The sequence below is a fragment of the Sulfuricurvum sp. genome, assembly GCF_041651515.1.
GTDB lineage: Bacteria > Campylobacterota > Campylobacteria > Campylobacterales > Sulfurimonadaceae > Sulfuricurvum.
Genome location: NZ_JBAZJF010000003.1, coordinates 256,335 through 270,612, shown reverse-complemented (window position 1 = coordinate 270,612; position 14,278 = coordinate 256,335). Strand labels below are relative to the sequence as shown.

The window sequence follows — 14,278 nt, the reverse complement described above, 5'->3', positions numbered from 1 at the left end:
TATAAATTTTTATTTTTATTAAAAGGAGTTGTTATGCGTCCATTTGTATATCTTGTAATTTTTGCGGTTGCTTTTTTGATTTTTAAAGCATTTTTTTTAGATTCTTATTTGAAAGAACAGAGGGTATCTGAGTCAAATAACTCGGTTGAGGTGACGCAAGAAAAATCTGTATCGGGAACAGTACCACCGATTTCAAAAGAAAAAAGTGTTGAAAAATCCAAAGAAGAGATGCCTTTGGATAAATTAGGAGATGATTTGTCTAAACACATTAAACTCTAGCTCTTATTTTTCTCTTGCAAGGAGGATGCCGCTCATTATAATGAGCAATCCGCCTGCCATGATCAACGGACTCGGTAATACATCTCCTAGTAGTACTCCAAAAAAGGAGGCGAAAAGGATAACGGAGTAGCTGATTGTACTTACGAGTCCTGCTTTGGCATAATAATAGGCGCGTGTCATATACAGTTGTCCGAACGCTGCCGCAAATCCCATCAAGACAATCCAAAGCCATGCAAGTCCATGCGGCATCACAAATACGTTGAGGGCAAAAGCAAATGCTTCTGAGGTAATAAATTCTGCACCGATCATCAGCAATAAGGGGATAAGTACCCCAAAAAACATAAACGAGAGGACAACGGTACGTTCATCGTAATGGGCTTTTAGACTTCGGACACTGGTATAGGCGAGTGCCGATAAAAAACCGGTTAGAATTCCCATGATATGCAAATAACTTATCTCTAATCCACTGAGAGTAACAACTCCGATAAATCCGATGATAATGGCAAAAACAGCTCTTAATTTGAGTTTTTCGCCGAGTAAGACGAATGCGAGAATAGCCGTAAAAATGGGTTCGGTTTTTGCATAAATGATAGCATTGGACAGAGATGTCGCACTGATGGTGTAAAAAAAAGTGAGCAGAGCTATAGTACCGATCACCCCTCGAAAGATGAGAGTATAGGGGCGTCCTCCGATGTTGTGGATCGGTTTACGATAAAGGAATACAAAAAGCACTCCCAGTCCGACGGCATTGCGCCAAAACGTCACCTCGACCGCACCCATCGAACCGGCGAGAAGTTTGGCGGTAAGCATCGTGAGGGAAAATAAAAATGACGCTGCGAGCATCAAAAGAATACCGCGTTGCGTATTGGTTATGTGGGAAGGGGAGATAATCATAAATACGATTGTAGCATGATATTTCTCAGCAATGATTTTTACTGGTATGACAATCCTATTTTTAGATACAATGGAGAAATCAGATATGATGAATAATATTGGGAATTGTTTATATGCTTAAAACGGATAATTTATTAGGGGATTTTTGGGGCGGAACGGCAGCCATGTTGGTGGCGTTACCCTCTGCTATTGCATTTGGGGTAACGATATATGCTCCGATTGGAGGACATTACGGTGCTTATGGTGCAATAGCCGGTATTTTAGGAGTTGCTACTATCGGAATCATTGCCGCCTTGATGGGGGGGACGAATAAATTGATTTCGGCTCCGAGTGCACCCGCTGCGGCAGTTATGTCGGCATTTGCACTCGAATATATAACGAGAGGAGTCAGCGCGGATACCGTTTTTATCTTATTGATGGTGGTTGCCTTGCTGTCGGGTATGATACAGGTAGCATTTGGCGTTATCGGACTGGGACGGTTGATAAAATATATGCCTTTTCCGGTTGTCAGTGGCTACCTCAGCGGGGTGGGTCTTTATATTATAGCTTCGCAATTCCCTAAGTTTTTAGGAGTATCCCCCGAATTGCATTTTTGGGAAAGCCTTCAGAACCCGATATTGTGGCAATGGCAAAGTATTGTTGTCGGTTTCTCCACCATACTTGCAATGCTTTTTGCCGATAAAATATTTCGATTTATCCCTGCGGTGATCGGTGCATTAATCATCGGTATCGGAATCTATTTTCTTTTAGCCTTGATCGATCCCTCTCTTTTACATCCGAATAATCGTTATGTCATCGGTGAGCTTGGAGGAAGCGGAGGAGTTGATTTTCTTCAAATATTTACAGGGCGTTTTGAAGAGTTGTCAAAGCTCTCTTGGGAAAATGTGACTACGTTGCTGTTTCCTGCATTGACGATGGCGGCACTTTTATCGATTGATACCCTTAAAACCTGTGTTGTGGTTGATTCGATAACCCGTTCGTACCATAATCCGAATAAAGAGCTGATCGCGCAAGGTTCTGGAAATATTGCTTCCGCCCTAATTGGAGGGATGCCAGGTTCGGGGATGATGGGGGCGACGATGGTCAATATCTCCAGCGGTGCTTCATCCCGAGTATCCGGTTTCATTGAAGGGTTAATGGCCATTATCGCTTTTGTTGTTTTAGGGAATTTTATTGCATGGATACCGGTTGCCGCATTGGCCGGAATTTTGATTGTAATCGGTGTTCGTATGATAGATAAGCGGAGTATTGAGCTTCTCGAATCCCGTAAAACAGCACTTGATTTTCTCATTATTATAGCCGTTGCATTGACTGCAATCCTTGTAAGCCTTATTGCCGCAGCCGGAGTGGGGTTGATGTTAGCTATCGTATTATATATAGTTCAGCAAATCGGCACATCGGTAGTGTATCGTCATATGGATGGGACGGAAGTAAAAAGTAAAATAGTACGGACGAGAGAAGAGAGCGCTCTTTTACGTGAAAAGGGGAGTTGCTTTTCGGTGTATGAATTACACGGCAGCCTCTTTTTTGGAACGGCGAATCAACTCTATTCGATACTTCAAGAGGATTTAAAGCAGAAGAAATACATTATCATGGATATGAAGCGTGTCCAAACCGTTGATTTGACGGCAGCCCATATTCTTCTTCAGATCAAAGACATCCTTCATGATAGAGGGGGATATCTGATGGTATGCCGATTGCCGCATAAACTCCCTACCGGAGATGATTTGGAAAGTTATTTCAACCACGTCGGACTCCTTAAACACTTAAGTCCTATCATGGTATTTGATGACCTTGACGATGCAATCGAATGGACGGAAAATCTTATCATTAACGAGGGACTTCTTGAAGAAAATGGGGAACGTCTGCTTGAACTTCATGATTTTGATCTGTTCAAAGAACGTCATGAAGATACCATACAAGAGATCCAAAGCCTTGTGGAGAGCCGATCGGTTAAAAAAGGGGAAATAATCTATTCCGAAGGGGCATCGCAAGGGGAAATTTTTCTAATACGACGGGGTTCTGTGCGGATTATGCTCCCTTTTCCGGACAGAAAGAGTGTACATCTGAGTACACTTGGGCAGAATGACTTTTTCGGAGAATTTTCATTTTTGGAAGGGAGTCCACACTATACGGATGCTATAGCGGGGAGCGATACCGATTTATATGCGATTACACGAGAATCGTTTGATCTTTTTTCAATACATCACAAAAAGGCCGCATTCCATTTTATGCAAAGTCTTGCTACCGTACTGGCAGAGAGACTTCGCTTGACACGATCAGAATTGGGTGCGGAATACGACGTATAAGTTTTATCTTCCGTAATACGATACCATCGCCGCTTTCCCTAGCGAATGGGCATTTATCATATATCCCGCCAAAGCAGGGGAGGCTTTGTCATCCAGATCGAGGTGCTCGATATTGAGAGCATGAACCGTAAACATATATCGATGAGGTTTATCTCCTTTGGGAGGACAGGCTCCGCCGAATCCAGCCTTGCCGTAGTCCGTCATACTTTGCAAGGCACTGATCGTATGCGATTTTGCCATATTTCCGAAATCAGCCGGAAGGGATGTCACAGAGGAGGGGATATTAAAAACGACCCAGTGCCACCATCCGCTTCCCGTCGGAGCATCCGGATCGTATACGGTCACGGCAAAGCTTTTTGTCCCTTTTGGGGCATCTTTCCAGTGCAGTTCGGGAGAGATGTTTTGCCCGTTGCATCCGAATCCGGAAAATTCCTGTGTTTTGGTTAACTGGCCGGCAAGATCATTGCTTTGAAGGGTAAATTCTCCTGCTCCAAGCGAGGTTGTACCTGCCAAAAAGATACTTGTCATAAGAGATAAAAGACGCATAGGCAACTCCTTTGATTGTTATGCTCATATTGTAACATTTTGAGATAAACGGTTACTTTCAATTGATTTTTGCATGAATGAATTAAAACAAGTATGATAAAATCTGTGTAGAAAATAACCAATTCATAGTTAGAGAAAGGAGAATAGACTCTTTTCAAAAAGGGGGTTCACATGAAAACATTTCTTCATAAAGCCGATCAACGCGGATCTGCTGAACACGGATGGTTGCACAGTAAATTTAGTTTTAGTTTCGCCGATTACCATAACTCGGAGCGAATGGGATTTGGTGCTCTGCGTGCTATAAATGATGATATTATTGAACCTGATGGGAGATTTGGAATGCATCCCCATCGTGACATGGAGATTATTACGATTGTCATGAAAGGCTCGCTTGAACACGAAGACTCCGAAGGCAATCACGGCATTATCAGTGCAGGGCAAATACAGTATATGTCGGCGGGGAGCGGTATAGAACATTCTGAGTTTAATCGATCCTCGCATGAGCGTGTCGAACTGTTTCAAATATGGATTACTCCCGATGCAAAAGGGCTTCCACCGCGCTATAAACAACGCGACTGTAATGATTTGGATACGATTAACCGCTGGTCGCTTATTGTGAGCGGTGACGGACGGAAAAAATCGATGCAAATTTCTCAGGATGCGAGTATTAAGACGGCGCGTCTGTATCCGGGACATACCCTTGTTTCCGATCCGATCAAAAAAGGACATGGCCGATTATTGTTGGTCATTGATGGCGAAGTAAATGCATGCGGGCATACACTTAAGCGCCGGGATGAACTGCAAGTGATTGGGGATGAAGCCTTTGAAATTACGGTAGAGAGAGATGCCCATTTGATCTTGTTTGATGTACCGATGGACAGACCATAGATCAAGAACCTTGACCCTATTAGAGAACGATTTTTGCTTATTAAAGTTTTTACTGTGTAGGAGGAAATCGTAATGAATGTAACAGCTGCATTAAACTCGGCAAGCACCATTGCCCCGACGGCCTTTAAAGATACCAGTGTCTCCCAAGAGTATATTGATTCTATCTACAAATCGTATCCTTTCGTTGCTGCTCAGACGCGTGATGAGATCAATAGTAACGATGCGGCATTGGGACAATTTAAAAAAGATATATCCACAAAAGGGGCGGCACAGTTTCTGCATGATCTGAATGAAGACAAAATAAAGACCCTTGTCGAAGCGTATCGCCAAAAGTTATTAAAGGAAAAAGAGGCAAATCCTGAAAAGCCAATGGACATAAACCAGATGGTAAGCGATTACCGAAAACTCTTGCTCAAAGAGATGATTGAAGCGCAAAAAGCAGAACAAGAACAGAAAAAAGAAGCTCAAAACGCAAAAACTTCAGAGTCGCCGGCTCTCTCAACAGCAGATATTCTTGGAAGCGTTAAAGAGAGTGCGTTCAACTCTTCGAATAAAAAGAGTGTTGATCTTTTGGAATTGATGATTAATACGGTATGTACTGAAACGGATAAGAAAGAGCATAATGCTTGATTAAATAGCAGCTAATCAGAAAAGAAGTGTACCAGAGATTAGAATCTTTCTTTATTACTAATAGTTTTATTTTGGACAGTTAGCTCAGTTATTTCTAATATAAATAGTATTAAATATTTATTTTCAATTTTGTATGCAATAAGTATTACTGGTATTATTTATTGCAGTTTCTTTGTTATCAAAATATTATTGGGAACAACATCAAAGTTAAATAGGTCGCCAATGGATAAGAGAGGCTAAAGTGTCTATTTTTATTTATTTCTACATTAAGGTAACACGCATATGATCATAAAACTCTTTTGTCCTTCTTGTGCATATGAAGCATCAAAAATTCTAAACAGTAAAATAACTATTGATGTCCCCGTCCCTATTGAACAAATCAAAGATGATGGTAAATATTTGGTTGAATGTGAGGCTGGTCATATAAATGAGGTAATTTTAGACAATATAAAATTAGAACTCTTATTTGAAATGGGAGCAAACGCATTAATTGATGGTTATTATCGAGAAGCTGTATCATCATTTGCTTCCTCGCTTGAACGATTTTATGAATTTTATTGGCATGTAACGATGATACATTTCGATCAAGATATAAAAGATATATCACAAACTTGGAAACCAATGTCTAAGTTGTCTGAACGCCAAATTGGTGCGTACTCAACTGCCGTATTATTACTCACAGGGAAGCCTGCTTTATTACTTAACTCAAACAAGGAAGTTCCATTTAGAAATAATGTGATTCACAATGGATATATACCAACAAAAGATGAAGCTACATTATTTGGTGATGCTGTTATGAAAATTATCTTAACTAATCTTGAGGATCTTCGAATTATTGCACCGATCACTTTAGAAAAAGTGTACGAACAATATACGCCAGATAGTCTGGAGGATGCTAATGATGAAAATAAACTTACTGGAAAAGTGAATATATTAACGTGTGTTGATATTAGATATCCTCAAAACAATAAAACTAAGCTAGAAGATCATTATGATCGTATTTTAAGAGATAGAGAGCCAACTCATATGTCTTTATTAACAAAAGAAGAAATGGAAAAATATTTAGCAGAAAAGGAATGAAGTCTTTTTATCGCTCCTACTCTCCCAAGTGGGAACGAATAGTTTAGGAATTTATCGTATCAATCCACTCTTGCGTACTCATAACCGTGCTAAATCGAAACGCTTGCTCCACAAGCGTGGTTCGGTGTAACTCTTCTGCGGTAGCTTTTCCTCCTGCATTCTCAAATGCCAGCGTTCCTGTCGCATCCGATAAAAACTCGACGTTAAAACCCAAATGATGAGCGTATCGCGCCGTCGTATCACAGCAGTGTTGCGTCATATAGCCGCTGATGACGATGGTATCGATCCCGTTGTTGCGTAGCCACGCTTCCAGATCGGTGCCGACGAACGAACTCGCCATCGTTTTTTCAATCGTATGTGCCGTTTTGGCATTTTTCACACTCTCGTGTAATTCCCATCCGTGTGTCCCTTTTACAAACGCTTTCGCTTTTGATGTATGTTGTACCATGACGATGGGGATACGTGAATCCGTCGCCGCTTGGATCGCCGTGACGATGTTGGAAGCGCTGTTTTTCGGATAGGTCACGGGGAGAAGCCCCGTAAAATATTCGTTTTGGACATCGATGACGAGTAATGCTCGCTTTTTGCTATTTTGACTTTTGATCGGAACCGTATCGGCGATGACACCGCTCGCGGCAAACAGTGCCGCTATTTTTAGTGCATCTCTGCGATTCATCCGTTATTCTCAATCTTGAACGTATTAAAAATAATATCGGTCGCCAACATCCGCGTCGCATGGTTTACCGCATCGAGAATATCACTATCACTCCATCCCATCTCACGCAACGTATCGAGATCATTCGCGGTGACACCGTGTGCGTTACGAATGGCTTTGATCGCCAATAACAGCATGGCAATTTCACGTTCAGGCAAGTTTGCCGATGTTGGATCTTTGCGCATTTCTGCCACTTGATCAAACGTCCATCCCGCTAGATTTATCAACATTCCCGTATTGTAATCGATACAAAACTGGCACTCTTCGCCACTGGAAACCATAATGCGGATAGCGGCGAGCAGAGGCATCGATAGGGTCGGGTGGTTCATATAAAATTTGATGAAATCCATCTGCTGACGCAACAACTCAGGGCTAATACTGAAAAGTTTGGCATTGTTGCCGACACTCCCGCGCATGGTCGTGATAATTTCATAGAGTTTGGCTAACTCACCGGTTGCTTCTTCGGGTGCTATGGTTTGAATGAGTGGCATGAGAATCCTTTTGGATGATGTTGACTGTTTGGTCAAGTGGCATTATAAAACGATTTGACCGAATAGTCAAGAGGTTGTGATACAATAGCATTTATATATCTTCCGCATTCATGCGGAAAGCTTTAGGGGGATGCAAGGGACAAGAATGTCCCTGCCATCAAAGCGGGCTTTGCTCGTTTAGGTGATAGCAATAAAATGAAAGAAAATACACGACAAAAACTGATCGATGCCACGTATGAAGAGGTATACTCTCACGGCTATCAAGGTGCGGCACTAGCCGATATACTTGCCAATGCGGGGGTGCATAAAGGCTCTATGTACCACTTTTTCCCCAACAAAAAAGAGATGGCACTCTCCGCGATAAAAGAGAAGATTGCGGAGCGGTTCGGAACCCGTTATTTGGCAATAGCCCAAGGGGATGGCGATTATTTAGTGCATTTTTTTGAGGGTTTGCGGGATCTTAAACAACGAGATTTTCGTCGCGGATGTCCGGTCGCAAACATCGTTCAAGAGATGTCCAATATCGATGAAGATTTTAATATGGCGATGAAGGAGATATACGCAAAGTTTCGTCAAAGTGTAAAAATCATTTTCGATAAAGCGGTGAGTGTCGGCGAATTGCGATCTTGTGATACGGCCAAACTTGCCCTTTTTACGACATCCACATTAGAGGGGGCAATCCTCTCGGCGAAAGCGTCGGGGGAGCCTCAAGACTATCTCGATTGTGTGGAATGCTTGATCAGTTACATTGAAAGTTACAAACATGAATAATACAAAGAATACAAACAAGTATATTATTTTGATGATTATCGCGATGCTCTTTTGGGGGGTTGCGTGGACAGCGGGTAAAGTCGCGGAGGAGCACTCCAATGCCCAAGTTGCCGCTTTTTGGCGTTATGCGATCTCGTTTATCAGTATTATCCCCGTGATTTGGTATATGAAAACACCTCTCATCACCGATAGAACGGGGTTAATCTATATGGTGATCGCTGGGGTGCTGACATCGCTGTTTAATTATCTCTTTTTCGCGGGACTTTCACACGGAAATGCGGGGTATGGAGGGACGATGGTAACCTCACTTGCTCCGATTATCACCTACATTCTCTCAATCTCATTTTTGGGAACCAAGGTCTCGTCCCGTCAACTCGGGGCACTCATCATCGGTATTTTCGGAGCGTTGATACTGCTTCGTGTACCGTTAGAAGGGTTCGCATTCTTGAACGTCGATAGTGCCTATTTTCTCGGGTGTGCGGTTGTGTGGGCATTGGTCACGGTCGTCTCCCAAAAAGCGGCGGCACGGGCTCATCTGATGTTTTATACCTTGGTCGTTTTCGGTATCACGACATTTATCAATATGCTTTTTGCCCTGCCGCACCATCCGTTTGATTTCGGGGCATATGATGCGGTATTTTGGTGGACAATTCTTTTTATAGGGGTCATTCCCGGAACATTCAGTACCGCTTTGTATTTTGTCTCAGCCGGTAAAGTCGGTGCGCACCGGACGGGAGTGTTTATGTTTATTGTCCCTGTCGGGGCGATTGTGTCAAGTTGGGTTGTGTACGGCGAAGCACTGGCTCTCTCGACGCTCATAGGGTGTCTGTTGGCATTTGCTGCAGTCATCTTGTTTAATATGAAAAAAAGTAATGTACAAGAGGACTAAAGATGAAAAAAACTGTTTTGATAACCGGTGGCAACAAAGGGATAGGATTAGAAGCAACCAAAGCTTTTGTGGTATTAGGCTACGAAGTCATTGTTTTGGCACGAGATTTTAGCAGTTTTGAAGATCATGCGGCGATACGGAAGGTTATATTTGATTTAACACAAGTGGATGAAATTCCCACGCTTATCGCATCGCTTCCTCCCATTGATATTCTGATCAATAATGCTGGGGTAATGTATTCGATCCCCTATCACAGCTATAGTGCGGAGAAGATCGATTCGATAATGAAGTTAAATCTTCATGCTCCCATCAAACTGATCGAAGAGGTTACCAAAAAGATGCCACTTGGCGGTCGTATTGTTAATAATGCTTCGATTGCCGGACAAATCGGACATCCCGATATTTGGTACGGGATGACCAAAGCGGCTCTAATCAATGCTACCAAGAGTTTTTCGAAAATCTTTGAGGGTAAAATTATCATTAATGCAGTAGCGCCCAGTCCCGTTGAAACCGATATGCTTGATGTAATACCCAAAGAGCGGCAAGAAGCATTTTTAAAGTCGGTCATAACCAAACGTTTCGCTTATCCGCAAGAGATAGCCAAAACGATGGTCTGGCTCGCCACCGAATCACCTGAATACATTAACGGAAGTGTGATCGATATCAATAACGGTTCGTTTCCGAGGTAGAAAAATGAAGAGAACCTCTTTTGAAAAAGATAGCACTGGCGAATATGCTGAACTTTTCTTACATGTAAGAGACTTCATAAAGATCTGCATAGACAACGATGCCAAAGAGAAGTACAGCAAAACATTACGACCTTGTACTCAAAAGAGGGTGGATTTTGCTACATACGAGTCAAAGATGACTATATCCACATTGGTTGGTTTCGAGGCAGACATATAGACGATAAATACAATCTGCTATTTGGAAAAGGCAAGACCATACGAGGGCAAAAAATCTATATGCTAGATAAGCCAACACGCGATGCCATAAAATACTATACTCACGAGACTTTGATGTTTTTGTTTGAGCATAATGCATTGATGAAATGAACTTAAAAGAGGTAAACATATGACCGTTAACTTGCCGAATTATATATTTGACAATAAAGAGTTATATCAAATCATAAACGATGATAAGATAATAGTGTCTAAATCTTCAAGATTTAAAAAAGATATGTTATCGCTGCGTAATAGTTTGCATCTTGTTATTTTACTTGTAAAAGGCGGGAAAGTTCTTCATTTAAAAGAGGGCGATGTGAGTATAGATACAAGCGATATTTTGTATTTGTCTCAAGGGAACTATTTTATGAGTGAAATTATGGGAGATAAAAATAACTTTGAATCGATTTTGATATTTTTTGATGATGAATATATCTTGGACTTTATCAAGCGATACAAAATAGAGTTGAATACCAAAGAAGAAAAGGATGTCTTAGCTCTAAAAAGGGACGCTTTTATAAGTTCATGTATCACTACTATAGATGGGTATTTTAAGGTGAATATGGAAAACGGCATTGATTTGGTTAAACTAAAACTAGATGAACTTTTTTTATATTCGCTTGAAAAAGACAAACAGCAATTTGGTACTTTTTTAAACAATATCATCACTACAAAATCCTCGAGAATCAAATACATTTTAGAATCAAATCTTGATATTATAAGTAGTCTAGAAGATATGTGTAAAATAACAAGGCTCAATGCAAAGGCTTTAAGAAAAGAGATGTTGAGACTTTATAAGCAAAATCCAAAAGAATGGCTAGATGTAAAGAGACTTTCTCAAGCTACAGCTTTACTTAAAAATAGTGAAGATAGTGTTTCTCAAATAGCAACAATGTGTGGTTATTCAAGTGTGTCTTGGTTTATCTCTCAGTTTAAAAAATATCATAAAATTACACCACAATCATATAGGAAACAAAACTTATAAAAAAAGGCAATTTCCTTATACTTTAAAATCTTCGTTTCATTTATAATCCTAACACATTAAACAAAGGAGATAAAATGAAATCTCAAAGATTTAAAAAGGGTTGGGAGAAATTAAAAGAGGTAGACGGTAGTGCTGGAGAGAATGTGATTAATTCTTTAAAAGATATAGCACCGGAGTTTGCAGATTTACTTATAGAATTTCCATTCGGAGATATTTATACAAGAGATGCTTTGGATTTAAAATCAAGAGAAATCGCAACTGTGGCAGCATTAACAGTTATGGGAAATGCTGCACCACAGCTAAAAGTACATATACATGCGGCTTTAAATGTAGGATGTAGTAAAGAAGAGATTGTTGAAATCATCATGCAAATGTCAGTATATGGAGGTTTTCCTTGTGCTTTAAATGCTTTATTTGTGGCTAAGGAAGTTTTTAATGATGGTAATTGATGCTAAAAAAAGTGCTTTGATCCTCATCGAGTATCAAAATGAGTGGTTAGGAAAAAATGCAAAATTAAACGCTTTAATGGAAGATAAAATCCAATTTGAAGATTCTAAAAGAAACTCTAAATTGGTTTTAGAATATGCTCGAAAACATGATATTCACATTGTGCATATTCCGTTAATTGTTAATAATGATTATAGAGAGTTTGGTAAAGATAAAGCTAAACTAGGGCTTAGAGCAGTCATTCAAAAAGTGAAAACATGGCAAGATGAGAGTAGAAATTTTTATAAAGATTTTGAACCAGAAAAAGATGAGTTTATAATAGGCGGTAGAGTTGGAGCTAGTGGATTTGCTGGTTCAAATTTAGATGCGATACTAAGAAACAATAAAATAGAAAATCTATTTTTAATAGGGTATGCCACTCATGTATGTGTTGAGTCGACTTTAAGAGAAGCACATGACAAAGGGTATAACACTTATATTATAAGTGATGCGACAAGTGCTTTTACAAAAGAACAAAAAGAGTTTGTTGAGAAAAATATTGTTCATCATTTTGGTGCTTTATTAAGTACGAATGAGTTCTTAATGGCAAAAAATTTATAAATTAAATAAGCTTACTAAAAGTGCCTGACACTTTTATGTGAGATAAAAATAAATTGGAGCACTTATGTTTATCATTTCATTAACTTACATCAAACCGCTTGAGGAGGTGGACACTCTGTTAGAAGATCATGTTGACTATCTCAAAGAGCAGTATTCTCTTGGAAATTTCCTCGCATCAGGACGTAAAGTTCCCCGAACTGGAGGGATAATTTTGGCACGAGGGGCATCTCGCGAAGAGATTGAAACGATTATTGCCCTTGACCCATTTTATCGGCATCATGTGGCAGAGTATGAAATCACCGAATTTAGTCCGACGATGACTACTAATGAATTGGTATTTTTACGAGAATAATACTTTGGGTTAAATCCAATACGACGGATACACCAGCGATTTTTTGAGATTGAGATAAAACAGCGCCAAGATCACCAATATCACGGCTCCGATTAGCGTCGGTGTGATCAAAAACGTCCATGGCGCGCCCAGCAAGAAAACGATGATGGGGTTTGATCCAGCGGGGGGATGGACGGTATTGGTTGCAAGCATGACGGCGATAGCGGTAGCGAGGGCTAATCCCATACTCCACCACATATCTCCGATGATGTGGAAGAATAGCAAACCGATTAACGTCGAGAGAAAATGACCTGCAATAACATTGCGCGGTTGGGAAAATGGGCTTTTTGGAAATCCGAACAACAGTACGCATGAGGCACCGAATGAGCCGAGCACGAGCGGATGGTGTAATGACTGAGTTAAATAACCGATCAGCGCAATCGCGATAAATCCTCCGCCCCATGCGAATGCAATCTCGTTGATATTTGCTTTGGTTGCAAGCGGTGCATGTTCTCCTCTAAACTTTTGAAAATAGCTTCTCACGATAGCTCCTTGGTATGTTGGTTTTCCACTTTAGAATTCTCTTTGTATATTTACTAAACAAACGGTTGTTTGATAAGATAAGTAAAAAAAATCAATCGAGCAAAGCGATCAATTTTTGTTCGATTTTCAGATAAAGGGTCGAATCGTTATAGAGATTCATCATCATAATCGCCCCCTGAACCGACGCAACCGATTCAACGGCAATCTCTTTTGCCTTTTCTGCTCCGTAGCGATTTTCCATGATGTGGCTCACTGCCTTCTCCCAGTTGTCGAAGTAAGCGAGTATTTCCTCTTTGAACAACGGTAGATCATGTGACGCTTCGAGTGCGAGATTACCCAGTAGACACCCTCCTGCACTGTTCAGAAAGTATTCATCGGTTTTTTGGACGAAGAGGGCTATTTTTTCGCGGTCGGATAGATCGTTACGGTACGCGATGGAGAAAATATGCTCTTCGAAATAGCGGTGGATGTATCGGAGTGACTCTAATCCCAACTCCTCTTTGCTTTTGAAATAGTGGTAAATACTCCCCTTGATCAGTCCGCATGCTTCACCGATCTTTGCCATCGTCGTGTTGTGGTAGCCGTGAAGTTTGAAGAGGGCGATGGAGTCTTTGAGAATCGTCTCTTTGTCGGTTTTGATGATGGGCATATATTTATCCAAACGATGGTTTGATAAAAGTGTACTCTGTTTTGGTGAGGGTGTCAAGGAAAATAATATATCGAATGATGTTGCATTCCGTATCATTATCCGTTACAATTTCAACAATACATATAAAGGAGAGACCATGAAAAGTCATACTATGCCTATTTCACAACCCATTACGGATAACCGTATCGCGAGCCTCTCTCTCCTCCTGCTGAACCTGCTGTAATTTTCCTTTTTTCGTTTTCTTTTTTACATTTTTAGTTTTGCCACATCGGGCGCAATGCGTCCGC

Annotated in this window: 19 protein-coding genes; 13 read left to right on the top strand and 6 right to left on the bottom strand. The window is 40.7% G+C overall.

The genetic code is table 11. From position 1 onward, the window contains the following. Positions 1–33: 33 nt before the first annotated feature. Complete coding sequence (locus tag WC407_RS06980; RefSeq protein ID WP_373021887.1) at positions 34–279, top strand: hypothetical protein; 246 nt, start codon at positions 34–36, stop codon at positions 277–279. Positions 280–282: 3 nt separating this feature from the next. Here WC407_RS06980 and WC407_RS06975 read toward each other — a convergent pair whose 3' ends face one another. Further along, on the bottom strand, positions 283–1,173 hold the full coding sequence (locus WC407_RS06975) for a DMT family transporter (protein WP_373021886.1): 891 nt from the start codon (positions 1,171–1,173) through the stop codon (positions 283–285). Positions 1,174–1,286: 113 nt separating this feature from the next. Here WC407_RS06975 and WC407_RS06970 point away from each other — a divergent pair, with 113 nt between their 5' ends. Next, complete coding sequence (locus tag WC407_RS06970) at positions 1,287–3,482, top strand: SulP family inorganic anion transporter (RefSeq protein WP_373021885.1); 2,196 nt, start codon at positions 1,287–1,289, stop codon at positions 3,480–3,482. A 3-nt stretch (positions 3,483–3,485) separates the two neighbouring features. Here WC407_RS06970 and WC407_RS06965 read toward each other — a convergent pair whose 3' ends face one another. Then, positions 3,486–4,028, bottom strand: a complete 543-nt coding sequence (locus WC407_RS06965) for a YbhB/YbcL family Raf kinase inhibitor-like protein (protein ID WP_373021884.1) — start codon at positions 4,026–4,028, stop codon at positions 3,486–3,488. A gap of 171 nt (positions 4,029–4,199) precedes the next feature. Between WC407_RS06965 and WC407_RS06960 the strand changes: the two genes are divergently transcribed. From WC407_RS06960 to WC407_RS06950, 3 genes are all read left to right on the top strand, one after another. Then, positions 4,200–4,916, top strand: coding sequence for a pirin family protein (locus tag WC407_RS06960; RefSeq protein ID WP_373021883.1), 717 nt, complete (start codon positions 4,200–4,202; stop codon positions 4,914–4,916). A 72-nt stretch (positions 4,917–4,988) separates the two neighbouring features. Continuing rightward, positions 4,989–5,546: a hypothetical protein gene (locus tag WC407_RS06955; protein WP_373021882.1), complete on the top strand. Its 558-nt coding sequence runs from the start codon at positions 4,989–4,991 to the stop codon at positions 5,544–5,546. Between the two features lie 282 nt (positions 5,547–5,828). Continuing rightward, the gene (locus tag WC407_RS06950) at positions 5,829–6,626 is read left to right on the top strand and encodes a hypothetical protein (RefSeq protein ID WP_373021881.1); all 798 of its coding nucleotides are present in this window, start codon (positions 5,829–5,831) and stop codon (positions 6,624–6,626) included. Positions 6,627–6,669: 43 nt separating this feature from the next. Here the strand turns inward: WC407_RS06950 and WC407_RS06945 are convergent, their stop codons facing one another. Both WC407_RS06945 and WC407_RS06940 read right to left on the bottom strand, forming a co-directional pair. Further along, positions 6,670–7,302: a cysteine hydrolase family protein gene (locus WC407_RS06945; RefSeq protein WP_373021880.1), complete on the bottom strand. Its 633-nt coding sequence runs from the start codon at positions 7,300–7,302 to the stop codon at positions 6,670–6,672. Then, positions 7,299–7,832 (bottom strand): carboxymuconolactone decarboxylase family protein, encoded by a 534-nt coding sequence (locus WC407_RS06940; RefSeq protein WP_373021879.1) that lies wholly within the window; start codon positions 7,830–7,832, stop codon positions 7,299–7,301. Before WC407_RS06940 ends, WC407_RS06945 begins: the two co-directional genes overlap by 4 nt. 195 nt (positions 7,833–8,027) lie before the next feature. Here WC407_RS06940 and WC407_RS06935 point away from each other — a divergent pair, with 195 nt between their 5' ends. The 7 genes from WC407_RS06935 to WC407_RS06905 all read left to right on the top strand — a co-directional run bounded on the left by WC407_RS06935 (position 8,028) and on the right by WC407_RS06905 (position 12,820). Beyond that, a complete protein-coding gene (locus tag WC407_RS06935; RefSeq protein ID WP_373021878.1) occupies positions 8,028–8,603 on the top strand; it encodes a TetR/AcrR family transcriptional regulator in 576 nt (191 codons plus the stop codon). Beyond that, positions 8,596–9,492 carry a DMT family transporter gene (locus tag WC407_RS06930; protein ID WP_373021877.1) on the top strand — a complete coding sequence of 299 codons (897 nt, stop codon included), beginning with the start codon at positions 8,596–8,598 and terminating at the stop codon, positions 9,490–9,492. The genes WC407_RS06935 and WC407_RS06930 overlap by 8 nt, the downstream gene beginning before the upstream one ends. 2 nt (positions 9,493–9,494) lie before the next feature. Next, the gene (locus WC407_RS06925; protein ID WP_373021876.1) at positions 9,495–10,181 is read left to right on the top strand and encodes an SDR family NAD(P)-dependent oxidoreductase; all 687 of its coding nucleotides are present in this window, start codon (positions 9,495–9,497) and stop codon (positions 10,179–10,181) included. A 385-nt stretch (positions 10,182–10,566) separates the two neighbouring features. Then, positions 10,567–11,421, top strand: coding sequence for a helix-turn-helix domain-containing protein (locus WC407_RS06920; RefSeq protein WP_373021875.1), 855 nt, complete (start codon positions 10,567–10,569; stop codon positions 11,419–11,421). 74 nt (positions 11,422–11,495) lie between these two features. Further along, entirely contained in the window at positions 11,496–11,870 is a 375-nt protein-coding gene (locus tag WC407_RS06915) for a carboxymuconolactone decarboxylase family protein (RefSeq protein ID WP_373021874.1), read from the top strand. Continuing rightward, a complete protein-coding gene (locus WC407_RS06910) occupies positions 11,857–12,468 on the top strand; it encodes a cysteine hydrolase (RefSeq protein WP_373021873.1) in 612 nt (203 codons plus the stop codon). Before WC407_RS06915 ends, WC407_RS06910 begins: the two co-directional genes overlap by 14 nt. A gap of 64 nt (positions 12,469–12,532) precedes the next feature. Continuing rightward, on the top strand, positions 12,533–12,820 hold the full coding sequence (locus tag WC407_RS06905) for a YciI family protein (protein WP_373021872.1): 288 nt from the start codon (positions 12,533–12,535) through the stop codon (positions 12,818–12,820). A gap of 9 nt (positions 12,821–12,829) precedes the next feature. On the opposite strand, the gene WC407_RS06900 is transcribed toward WC407_RS06905, so the two are convergent. Further along, positions 12,830–13,342, bottom strand: a complete 513-nt coding sequence (locus WC407_RS06900; protein WP_373021871.1) for an HPP family protein — start codon at positions 13,340–13,342, stop codon at positions 12,830–12,832. A 91-nt stretch (positions 13,343–13,433) separates the two neighbouring features. Next, entirely contained in the window at positions 13,434–13,991 is a 558-nt protein-coding gene (locus WC407_RS06895) for a TetR/AcrR family transcriptional regulator (RefSeq protein ID WP_373021870.1), read from the bottom strand. On the opposite strand from WC407_RS06895, the gene WC407_RS06890 reads away from it, so the two are divergent. Next, positions 13,984–14,214 carry a hypothetical protein gene (locus WC407_RS06890; RefSeq protein WP_373021869.1) on the top strand — a complete coding sequence of 77 codons (231 nt, stop codon included), beginning with the start codon at positions 13,984–13,986 and terminating at the stop codon, positions 14,212–14,214. The genes WC407_RS06895 and WC407_RS06890 overlap by 8 nt on opposite strands. Positions 14,215–14,278 lie beyond the last annotated feature (64 nt).

Excerpts from the sequence above, each read along its gene's own strand:
- WC407_RS06980 (WP_373021887.1), top strand. The coding sequence starts at position 34 with ATGCGTCCATTTGTATATCTTGTAATTTTTGCGGTTGCTTTTTTGATT.
- WC407_RS06975 (WP_373021886.1), bottom strand. The coding sequence starts at position 1,173 with ATGATTATCTCCCCTTCCCACATAACCAATACGCAACGCGGTATTCTT.
- WC407_RS06970 (WP_373021885.1), top strand. The coding sequence starts at position 1,287 with ATGCTTAAAACGGATAATTTATTAGGGGATTTTTGGGGCGGAACGGCA.
- WC407_RS06965 (WP_373021884.1), bottom strand. The coding sequence starts at position 4,028 with ATGCGTCTTTTATCTCTTATGACAAGTATCTTTTTGGCAGGTACAACC.
- WC407_RS06960 (WP_373021883.1), top strand. The coding sequence starts at position 4,200 with ATGAAAACATTTCTTCATAAAGCCGATCAACGCGGATCTGCTGAACAC.
- WC407_RS06955 (WP_373021882.1), top strand. The coding sequence starts at position 4,989 with ATGAATGTAACAGCTGCATTAAACTCGGCAAGCACCATTGCCCCGACG.
- WC407_RS06950 (WP_373021881.1), top strand. The coding sequence starts at position 5,829 with ATGATCATAAAACTCTTTTGTCCTTCTTGTGCATATGAAGCATCAAAA.
- WC407_RS06945 (WP_373021880.1), bottom strand. The coding sequence starts at position 7,302 with ATGAATCGCAGAGATGCACTAAAAATAGCGGCACTGTTTGCCGCGAGC.
- WC407_RS06940 (WP_373021879.1), bottom strand. The coding sequence starts at position 7,832 with ATGCCACTCATTCAAACCATAGCACCCGAAGAAGCAACCGGTGAGTTA.
- WC407_RS06935 (WP_373021878.1), top strand. The coding sequence starts at position 8,028 with ATGAAAGAAAATACACGACAAAAACTGATCGATGCCACGTATGAAGAG.
- WC407_RS06930 (WP_373021877.1), top strand. The coding sequence starts at position 8,596 with ATGAATAATACAAAGAATACAAACAAGTATATTATTTTGATGATTATC.
- WC407_RS06925 (WP_373021876.1), top strand. The coding sequence starts at position 9,495 with ATGAAAAAAACTGTTTTGATAACCGGTGGCAACAAAGGGATAGGATTA.
- WC407_RS06920 (WP_373021875.1), top strand. The coding sequence starts at position 10,567 with ATGACCGTTAACTTGCCGAATTATATATTTGACAATAAAGAGTTATAT.
- WC407_RS06915 (WP_373021874.1), top strand. The coding sequence starts at position 11,496 with ATGAAATCTCAAAGATTTAAAAAGGGTTGGGAGAAATTAAAAGAGGTA.
- WC407_RS06910 (WP_373021873.1), top strand. The coding sequence starts at position 11,857 with ATGATGGTAATTGATGCTAAAAAAAGTGCTTTGATCCTCATCGAGTAT.
- WC407_RS06905 (WP_373021872.1), top strand. The coding sequence starts at position 12,533 with ATGTTTATCATTTCATTAACTTACATCAAACCGCTTGAGGAGGTGGAC.
- WC407_RS06890 (WP_373021869.1), top strand. The coding sequence starts at position 13,984 with ATGGGCATATATTTATCCAAACGATGGTTTGATAAAAGTGTACTCTGT.
- WC407_RS06895 (WP_373021870.1), bottom strand. The coding sequence starts at position 13,991 with ATGCCCATCATCAAAACCGACAAAGAGACGATTCTCAAAGACTCCATC.